Below are 10,197 nucleotides of genomic sequence, written 5' to 3'. Positions count from 1 at the left end.
CTAGATAGGTCATACTTACTATGACTTGACCTATCTTTTTTATCTTAAATCCTCAAATCCCCATCTACTCATACTTCCCATATCTTTTGTCGCCCCGTCAGGCGTAAACGTTTGCTAGAGTTGGCAAGTGCTGAAATTGCTAGCTCTCTCTCAGAACAAGGAATTATTTTTACAATGGAAGATCCTACGATCTATGTTCAGTCACCAACTACAATTTGAGAATTTTTGAGTTTTCTCTCTTAACATACTTGTTAAATCAAAACCTTTCAATCACGATCTAAAGTATTGGAAAATATAATGAAATCATTTTTTAATCTGCTTTTTAAACCTAATAATAAAACAAAAAAGAATGAGGAATCTTTCTTAAAATTTTTAATAATTTCATTAGTTGGTTTGATTGCAATTTTTGACTATTTTACTGGTTCTGGAATAAGAGTTGGATTAGTGTATGTAATTCCAATTCTTCTATCCGCATCAATTAACAGACTTTTCGGCTTCATCATTGCTATTGTTTGCGCTCTACTAGCACTTGCCATAGATATATATTTGCAGCGTTACTCAGATTATCCTATTTACTATATTTGGGAATTAATTACACGCGGGATGATTTTTACTCTCGTTGCTCATTTACGCTCAAGTCTGATGTACTTCATACTGAGGGAAGGTGAATTAGCCCGTACTGACTATCTAACAGGTGCTATGAATTTGCGTACATTTCGCGAACAGTTACAGACGGAAATTTATCGAGCAAGTAGATATTGTTATCCACTGACGATTGCTTATATCGATATTGATAATTTCAAGACTATCAACGATACACTTGGACATAGCGAAGGAGATAGAATTCTTTGTACTGTGGTCACAACAATCAAGCAGCACTTACGAAAGTCAGATATAATAGCAAGGCTAGGTGGTGACGAATTTGCAATTCTATTGCCAGTTACAGATTAGGCTAATTCGCATACAATCATCAATACGCTCCAAGGTTATCTCATGGATGAAGTCTATAAAAACAATTGGACTATAACATTTAGTATTGGCGTTCTAATTTGTATCGAAATACCTCCAAATGAAGACAAAATGATCAAAGCCGCCGATAGTTTAATGTATAGCGTAAAGCAACAAGGAAAAAATTCAATCAATTATTCCCTATTCAGTAAAAATAATTAGAAATTGGAATTCAAAAAATGATAGAGCAAGGTTTACAAGAAATATTAATCGAAGAGAATCTTAAGCAATTCTTACTAGTGCTTTCGGTTTCCCTGAGTGTGGCAACTTTGCCCCAAATTTTTAATTGGTTTCGCAAAATCCCCTATACATTATTATTGGTGATTGTCGGTCTAGGACTAGCATTAGCCGATGTACGGTTGATTAATCTATCGCCCCAATTGATTCTATTAATTTTCTTGCCGCCTTTGCTATTTGAAGCTGCTTGGAATTTGAAATGGTCACGGTTAAAGCAGGATTTAATTCCCATTAGTCTCTATGCAGTTTTTGGGGTTGTCATTGCGATCGCGGGAATTGCGCTTAGCCTCAATCAATTTGCCCAAATTGCTTTGCCAACTGCCTTACTCATTGGCGCTAGTCTGTCCGCAACCGATCCTGTATCTGTAACGGCTCTATTGCGAGAGTTGGGGGTGGGAAAGCGCCTAACTACTTTGATGGAAGGCGAAAGTTTATTTAATGACGGCATGGCAGTAGTTGCCTTTGGATTTTTGATTGCCTTTTCCCAAGGAACTGCAAATTTGACATTTCAGGCAGTTTTTACTCAGTTGGTTTTGGTCGTGGGAATTGGGCTAGGTACTGGAGGAATCATCGGGTTTGGTGTTTCCTATTTGACTCAGCGTTTCGATCTGCCTCTAGTGGAGCAATCTCTAACTCTGGTGATGGCTTATGGAACTTACTTGATCACAGAAGAATTAGGAGGATCGGGAGTAATTGCTGTAGTAATGACGGGATTAATTTTAGGAAATTTTGGTTCTCTAATCGGAATGAATCCTCGTACAAGAATCATTGTTAGTGAGTTTTGGGAATTTTTAGCCTTTTTTGTGAATTCCATTGTCTTCCTATTGATTGGCGATCAGATTCGCTTTGCCATTCTAGGCGAAAATATGGGCGCGATCGCAGTGACAATCGCCGCCGTAATTGGCACTAGAGCGATCGCTATTTATGGATTAAGCGCCTTGAGCAACCGCTTTACGAAGTCAGCTATTCCCATTGCTGATCAAACGGTACTTTGGTGGGGAGGGCTGCGAGGTGCAGTGTCCATTGCCCTAGCCCTAAGTGTCCCTGAAAGCTTTGAAGGACGCGAGTTGGTGATTGCCACTGTGTTTGGGACAGTGTTATTTACCTTGCTTGTACAAGGATTGACGATTCAGCCTGTTCTCCAAAAGCTAAATCTGCTCCAAAAACAACCAATGCGCGAAAGATATCTAGAAATTATTGCGCGTCAGGCTGCGCTCAGTCGAGTTTTGCAACGATTGACAGAAATAGAGAAGCATCCAAGGGTTGAGACTGAGTTCTATAACTATCAAGTGTCTTTGGTCAAGGGTGAGCTAAGCCGACTACAAGAAGAAATCGTTCAGCTTCAAAGCGAATATCCCGATCTAATTGCTTTTATCACCGATCAATTGCGTGAAGAACTATTAGCGATCGAGGCTGACACCTATGCTGAGTTTGTGCGTTCTGGGCGGTTAAATCAAGAACTTCCTCTCTTCTTAGACGATGTGCCATCCAAATCTTGATTTTTACAGCGCTTTGCACTCAAAACCGAATCAATAAATTCTTGAAAAGCTTTGCTTCGTAACACTTTCTAAAAATTTATTATCAAGAGGTTCTCATTATGAATTATTCTTATCGGTTTAAATTATCCAATCTGTTGTTAGGAATTATTATCGTAGTCTGCATTTTTGGACTTTGGCTACATCCAATAAATGCATCAAATCAGGCAAAAGCACCTGTTGTTTTGGATGGACAACCAATTTTTCAAATTAATGAAACCGATCAATTCACTGCCCAAGATCACGCAGATTTAGTTGATTTTCAATTGAAAGCAGCAATGCAATCGGATCTGCCTGTAAAAGTCACTTTAGAAAATCGGAACCAATTGCCAGCCATCTTTCTAAACGATCGCTATTTATTGACCGTCACCGAACGTGATGCGATCGCAGGACTTACTGCCGATGAACAAGCTAAAATCTGGGTGCAAGAAATTCAAGTAGTGGCTCAAAAAACACAGATAGAGCGTAGTCAGGAATATTTGCAAAATATGCTGATCTTATCTATGGGAATTCTGCTGGTTGCGATCGCCTTATCTTGGAGATTAGTCTGGCTCAGACGCTATCTCTCAGATATTGCTAAGCAAAAGTGGATTAGTACCGATAGTGAAACAATTCCTAAAGGAATGGAGTTATTTTTTAAGCTGATTTTAGCGATCACACGCACTTGTGTCTGGTTAGTAGCAATTCTCTATATTGCCAATCTCTTCCCCGTATCTCGTTCCTTAAGTTACCAAGTCCAAAACATTTTATTGTCCAGTTTTACTTCTCCACTGCTGACACTCGGCAAATCATCCTATTCAGTTATTGACCTTTTAATTTTAGTAGCTTTGCTGTTTGGCGTAGTCTTCCTCGCGAGAACAAGCACTAATATTTTGCGGGAACGGTTCTTAAATCTCGCAGGGCTTTGTCGTGGCGTTCAAGAGGCGATCGCTGTTCTTGCTCAATATGGACTGATTTTTATTGGCGCATTAGTCCTGCTCCAAGCTTGGGGCTTAGATCCGACAATCTATATCCAATCACCAATTACAATTTGATTAATGTTTCACATCATAGCCCTTTGCTGGTTGATAGGTTTGTCGGCATGGCGATCACCTACTCATTTCATGGGTAAAACACATCTTGTTTGTTGATCGGTTTATGAGAGGGGCGATCGCTGGTTGGTTTATTTTTGAGATAGGCGATCACCCTGATTCCAGTGTTATATCGGTATTATGTTTCGGTCAACCAACAAAACTGATAACCACGAAGCACAATGCGTTCATCATGTTGAGAGGGCTTTTTACCAGTATATAAATCAATAAATCGGCTATAAACGTTAAAGCCCTTATTGCTTATAGCTGACAAGTCTAAATATTGCGGGTTTGCATCAAAATTGGCAACTACTAGCACCTTCTCCGATGGACGCTGATGGTCGAACCGAATAAAACCGAGTAAATGTTCATTGTCTAACTGAAGCAATTCACGATTATTAAAATCGGCAAAGGCAGAGATCTCTTTGCGAATAGAAATCATTTTTTTCATGGCAGTGAAAATCGCATACTGTTCAGTGCCTTGTTTTTTGCGGAGTTCGGCTTTTTCCCAATCGATTTTTGGACGATGTACCCAACGATTATCATTGCACTTACTAGGATCGTCATAAAAGCTGTAATCATTGAGTACACCGATCGCATCGCCATTATAAATTAAAGGGATTCCGCCAAAGGATAGAATAATCCCATGCAGTAGGAGAATTCGATCAATGGCAGCAGCAATCAAGTCTTTATCCTCTGACTGCAAAGCTGATTCCATCCCAACCAGAGAAGCCAATGATCCACAGATACGCCCATCTCCTGTCGCTTCATTATGCATGAATTCTAAACCCCTAGCCGAACCGTCAAATTTACCGCTAAAATAATCAATCAAAAAGCGGCGATGAGAATGGGGTTCGTAACCTGCTAAGCGAATATCGTTATCATCAAAACCAAAGCCAATATCATCATGACAGCGTACATAATTTAGCCAAGTCGCTCGTTCCAATTTATTGGGTAAGCTCTTAATGCCTTGGCTGAGGAGTTTGGTGTTTTTCGTGGCAACGCCATCCCAAAGTAATGCCATTAAGGTTGCATTGTAGGCAATTTCGCATTCTTTGGCAGCGATCGCATCTTCGCCAAAGTACTTAATTACTTCCACAGGAGCGACGATCGCCTCAGCAATAAATAGCACTCCTGGAGCAGAAACTTGGCAACAGTCTTTCATTAACTGCAAAATCAGGTGCGCTTTCCGTTCATTTTGACAAGAAGTACCAATCTTTTTCCACAAAAAGGCGACCGCATCAAGACGCAACACATCTACACCTTGATTTGCCCAAAACATAATGATGTCCAGCATTTCAATGAATACCTTGGGATTGCTATAATTCAAATCCCATTGATAACTATGGAAAACTGTCATCACCCATTTTTGCATTTCAGGATTCCAAGTGAAGTTACCAGGATCGGTTTCAGGAAATACCTGTGGCATACTCTGCTCAAACATATCAGGGACTTCGCGCCCTTCATAGATGTAGTAGTAGTCTTGAAAGCGGCGATCGCCTTTGATGGCTTTCTTTGCCCATTCATGCTCATCAGAGGTGTGATTGAGAACAACATCGAGAACCAACAAAATATCCCGTTTGCGGAAATCTTCGGCAATCAGACGGACATCTTCTAAGTCACCCACGTGATCGTCAATTTGGCGAAAATCACTGATGGCATAGCCTCCATCACTTTTACCTTCAGGACATTTCAAAATCGGCATAATATGCACCATATTGATGCCTAATTCTTGAAAATAGCTGGTTTTGCTGGCAAGATCCTTGAGATTATCCGCAAATCCATTGGAATAGAGCGCCATCCCCACCCATTTTTGCGACAAAAACCAGTTGTGATCCTGTTCACGCTGCATATCCAAGCGCTCTAATTCTGGAGAGCGATCAATATAACCCTTTGCCATCGTTTCCACTAGGTGCAACATCTGCAATTTGAAATCATCGCGATGTCCATACAGCGTATAGAAAAGCGAATGGATTGCGTAGAAATTAGCACCAAGACGGGTATAAAAGTGTCGTAGATCTTGACGACGAATTTCAGGTTTTAAATCATCAAGGATAGAATTTAAAAGTGAATGAGAGATTTGTTCGTACATAGAGTTTCCCTAAAATATGCTTGCCTGTAGAATGATGTGCCGCGCAATCTGGGACATATTATTCTATCCATTTTTGTGTATCTGGATAATAATGAACAACTCCTTCTAAAATCCCTGCGCTATAGTTTCCATTCATACCCAAAAAGTCTCCCTGAGCTAAATATAATCTATGGGTATTTCCTAGCTCCTTGGCTTGCCGTTGAGCCTGTTCAATAATGTCCCTATGGGCATTGGCAACTAAAATAGAAGGTACTGAACTAGTCAACAATGGTAGATCGTTGCCACTATCACCCGCAAAAATCGTATTCCTATGATCGCAATCCAATTGATTCATCAAAAATTCTACTGCATGGAGTTTGGTGGCATGGGCGGGTAATATATCTAGCAAACCGATTCCCTTAGCTTCATCAACACTGTAAATCAAGCTTGCAGCAATATTTTTCTCTTTAAGGCGATCGCTGATATACTGGAGCAAAGCATCTTTTTCCACATCTAAGGGCAGATAGTAACTAAGTTTAAATCGACTCTGTTGATCGGATTCTTGCAAAACTAAATGGGATATTTCCGCTAAATCGGCAAACCAAGGCTCTAAATCTACCGCATTTAAACCTTGCCAATCAACCGCAATCTGCTGTGTCCAGTCTTGCCAAGATTTCCAGCGATCACCCTCAAATTGGTACATCGTGCTACCAACATCGCCAACCACCCAATCGGGTATGGGCAGATCATATTCTTGAATTGCTTCTTGAACTAAGGTCAGATTCCTACCACTTACATATGCCAAGTGAACTTCAGAACGGCTGACTAAACGGGAGAATATGTCTCGCGCTTCAGGGGATTCTGGTTGAGTTCCATTGGGTAACAGAGTTCGATCAAGGTCAGTACAAATCAATAATTTCTGCATAGGTCACAATTATATTAGTTATTGATGTAAAAAGTTCTCCCACCGAAGGCGGGAAAATTTTTTATAAATTAAAGAAGTCATAATGGGCGATCGCCTCTAAAATACCGCCAGCATGAGCGCTATCAGCAAAATACACGCGATCGCTATCACTTAAATTTAATAGTTCTTCACGGTGACGATTGTCAACGACCACACCCAAAGTATTGCCACGGAGCATATCTTCATCGCCGCCCGATCCACCATTCACCAAAACCTGCTCTAGAGGAATGTTCCATTGTCTAGCGACATAGCGCAGGGCAAGCCCTTTAGAGGCTCTTGCAGGCACAATGTCTAGATATTGACCAAAGGAAAGCGTAGCATTTACTGACAATTCCTGTTGACGCAACAGGGTCAAAATTTCCTCCATTGGCGGCGCAAGATTGGCATCGTAGTAATAGGAGACTTTAAACCGACTTTGCTGCTCCTTTGGCTGTGGGGCAATCCCTGGTAATGGATCAATAATGCGTCGTAATACCTGTGGTGTCCACCAGCGATCAATATGGTAGTTCCAAGCGATATCGGCCGTATATTGAGGTGGATAGTAAATCTCTGTGCCTAGACTGGTGATCAAAACATCGGGAGTGGGAATTCCATAGGTTTTTAAAATTTTGAGAACAGAATCTAATCGCCGACCTGTGGCGATGCCAAACAAAAATTTCCTGTGTTGTATGCGGACAATCTGGATAAATTTTGCCAATGCTTCCGCATCCCCCAACAAGGTATTGTCGATCGCCGTAAAAATCGCTCGTTTGCGATATTGTCCTGCCTTTGGTGAAAATGTTGGCTTGGGTAAAGGTTCCTGTTGCAATACGAGTGGTTGAATTCTTTGCAAATAGGTTTGAGCATGAGCATCCCATGAATAGAATTTGGCAACATTCTTTAATCCATTCTCAGAAAATTGCTGCCAGAGTGTGGCATCTTCAAGAATCTGTAATAAAGCCTCAGTGATCGCCTTCTCATTCAGAGGATCGACTAATAACCCATTCTGACAATTACCAATAATATCCACTGGTCCCCCGTTTTCTGTGGCAACTAATGGCAATCCACTCGCCGCCGCCTCTAATAGCGTTAGTCCAAAAGGCTCAGTGAGAGCAGGATTGACAAACACACCCTTAGACTTTACTGCTAATCGATAAATATCGGCAACTTCACCAGAGCTATGATGTTTCGGTAGAGCCACGCGACCATAGAGATCGTAGCAATCCATTACTAGCAATAACTCTGTTAAAACATTTTGCGCCCCTTCATTTAGTTCTCGAATATCCTGTCGATTACCAGCCACAATGACCAGATTAGAGAGTTCTTGGAGACGAGGTGATTGACCATAGGCTTCTAAAAGTGTAACGATATTTTTGCGCTGATCGGGTCGAGAGAGAGCCAGAATGATTGGCTTCTCTGGATTATTGAGAAACTTGGCTAGAACTTCTTGAAAAGCGATCGCTTGATTATTTTCTGTTGGTGGATAAAACTGCTCCAAGTCAGTCCCTGGGGGGATAATTGCCATTTTTTCGGGCGTGTAATAGTCGTAAAGTTCATATTGATCTTCAATTTCATTACGAGTACTAGTAATCACCAAGTCCGCAGTGCTTAAGGTATCCTCTTCGGCACTGACCCTCTGGAGCATATGATAGCGTTCTTCGATCTGTTCTAGGAGCATTCCTGAACCTAGCAGTCTTCGCAATTTATCGCGCCCCAAAGAATGCCCTGTATGAATTAGGGGTAAACCCGTTAAATGGGAAAGTCGCACACCCACATATCCTGCATCGGCATAGTGGGTGTGGATAATATCAGGTAAACGCGGCTGTTTGAGTAACCAAGCAAACAGGCGATCGGTAAAGCTATCTAGATAACTCCATAACTCTTCTTTAGGAATATAGCCTTCAGGTCCCGCTTCAATCCTAGCAATCTGAGCATTTGCGGCTAAAGCTTCAGTCTCTAAGCTATATTCAGCATCTACAGCAGCATCAATGATCCGTCTAGTAACCAAATTCACACGCTCGACATTCGTCTGTTTGGCAAGGGCTTTAGCCAATTCCACCACATATTTTGTTTGTCCTCCAGTGTCTGCATCTCGCCCCAGTTCTAGATTATGGCTTCTGATCAACCCATGTATACTGATGAGCAGAATATATAACGATCTATGATTTTTATTGGACATAATTGGTTAATCTTAGTTTAAGGTACAACAGATTTGAACAATTCTCCAAGTTACGTATTGTAAAGAAAATATACAGTCACTTAGGTTATGAAACCTAGGAGATAGTTACGGCGCTTTGGGCGGCAATTCTGAGCGAGTGACAAAATTGTGGAAATATGTTTCTTACCTTAGGCGCTCGCCTTGCTAAGATCTTTATTTTACAATGCTTTGCGATCAAGCCTAGACCAAGAAAAGTGTGAAATTGTTGTTTCGCAGCGCCTTCACACTTTTCTTATGGTTAGTGTTTTTGTGGTTAGATTGAGCGGTAATTTCTGTAAATCCATTGTGATACATGATATTGTCACTGGTCTGTTAATCCATAGATGTGTTACTTTTAACTAGATAAATACCACTATATATTCATTAGTAGTCTAACTCACCTTACGCAGATAGAATTCCTGCGTTGGCTAAGGTTGCGGGCTGGTACGCACCATCCACAGCCTCTACAAATATGAATTATTCAGTCAGGGGCAATCCTCCTGTGGTTGTCCTGCTTGGCTAACAGCAAGAGAGTCATCATCTGCATTCTAAATAGCGATCACTTTACAATGAAACATCTTTTGCCGCAATTTTCAGGTAGTACGGATGAGTTAGATAATTTGACACTTGCTTGTTCTGGGTGCAATGGTCGCTGCTACAATTTTATGACTGGCATCAATCCTAAGATTGTAACCTATATTCAGTAGGTATTTTTTGAGACTCAGTATTTATTGAGAAAACCTTTATGGGTATAACGTTTTGGTTTTTTTCTACTTTTTTAATACTCTTAGTGAGACTATCTAATTAATATTAATTATCGATAAAAAATTTGCTGTTGAGAATAGGATCTCTAAAACTCTCTCTCTTTCGTTGCAAATATTTTTTTGCCCAAAAGACCTACTGAATGTAGGATATAAACAAGGTAATAGGCATTTTTTTCTAGCGAAGGTTAGTAGGGGAATATATGAAGGGACTGCTTATAAAGGTGGTTTAGACTTTATCAGTAATAACTCAAAAAGTTTGTGCATTGGCTGCTAAGTAGGGCTTGCTGAAAAAGTAATTAGGAGGCAGGAAGAATGCAAGTAGAAAAAGGAGACCACAGGACAGGCAAGACAGGAAATCGCCGAAATCGGGAA

7 protein-coding genes are annotated in these 10,197 nt (G+C 40.7%); 4 read left to right on the top strand and 3 right to left on the bottom strand.

Features of this window, described 5'->3' with window-relative positions:
- The first annotated feature begins 297 nt into the window (after positions 1–297).
- From H6F44_RS20885 to H6F44_RS20870, 3 genes are all read left to right on the top strand, one after another.
- Positions 298–951 (top strand): GGDEF domain-containing protein, encoded by a 654-nt coding sequence (locus tag H6F44_RS20885; protein ID WP_190353023.1) that lies wholly within the window; start codon positions 298–300, stop codon positions 949–951.
- 236 nt (positions 952–1,187) lie between these two features.
- On the top strand, positions 1,188–2,744 hold the full coding sequence (locus tag H6F44_RS20875) for a cation:proton antiporter (RefSeq protein ID WP_190353021.1): 1,557 nt from the start codon (positions 1,188–1,190) through the stop codon (positions 2,742–2,744).
- A 98-nt stretch (positions 2,745–2,842) separates the two neighbouring features.
- Positions 2,843–3,814, top strand: a complete 972-nt coding sequence (locus H6F44_RS20870; protein WP_190353020.1) for a hypothetical protein — start codon at positions 2,843–2,845, stop codon at positions 3,812–3,814.
- Positions 3,815–3,989: 175 nt separating this feature from the next.
- Here the strand turns inward: H6F44_RS20870 and H6F44_RS20865 are convergent, their stop codons facing one another.
- The 3 genes from H6F44_RS20865 to H6F44_RS20855 form a co-directional block, all read right to left on the bottom strand.
- Positions 3,990–5,942, bottom strand: a complete 1,953-nt coding sequence (locus tag H6F44_RS20865; RefSeq protein ID WP_190353019.1) for an alpha-amylase family glycosyl hydrolase — start codon at positions 5,940–5,942, stop codon at positions 3,990–3,992.
- Positions 5,943–6,000: 58 nt separating this feature from the next.
- On the bottom strand, positions 6,001–6,846 hold the full coding sequence (locus H6F44_RS20860) for an HAD-IIB family hydrolase (RefSeq protein WP_190353018.1): 846 nt from the start codon (positions 6,844–6,846) through the stop codon (positions 6,001–6,003).
- A 61-nt stretch (positions 6,847–6,907) separates the two neighbouring features.
- The gene (locus tag H6F44_RS20855; RefSeq protein WP_190353017.1) at positions 6,908–9,043 is read right to left on the bottom strand and encodes an HAD-IIB family hydrolase; all 2,136 of its coding nucleotides are present in this window, start codon (positions 9,041–9,043) and stop codon (positions 6,908–6,910) included.
- A gap of 587 nt (positions 9,044–9,630) precedes the next feature.
- Here H6F44_RS20855 and H6F44_RS24160 point away from each other — a divergent pair.
- A complete protein-coding gene (locus tag H6F44_RS24160) occupies positions 9,631–9,768 on the top strand; it encodes a hypothetical protein (RefSeq protein ID WP_190353016.1) in 138 nt (45 codons plus the stop codon).
- The last annotated feature ends 429 nt before the right edge of the window (positions 9,769–10,197 follow it).

The sequence above is a fragment of the Pseudanabaena cinerea FACHB-1277 genome (genome assembly GCF_014696345.1).
In the GTDB taxonomy this organism is placed as follows: Bacteria; Cyanobacteriota; Cyanobacteriia; order Pseudanabaenales; family Pseudanabaenaceae; genus Pseudanabaena; species Pseudanabaena cinerea.
This window is presented reverse-complemented; position numbering and strand designations above follow the sequence as displayed.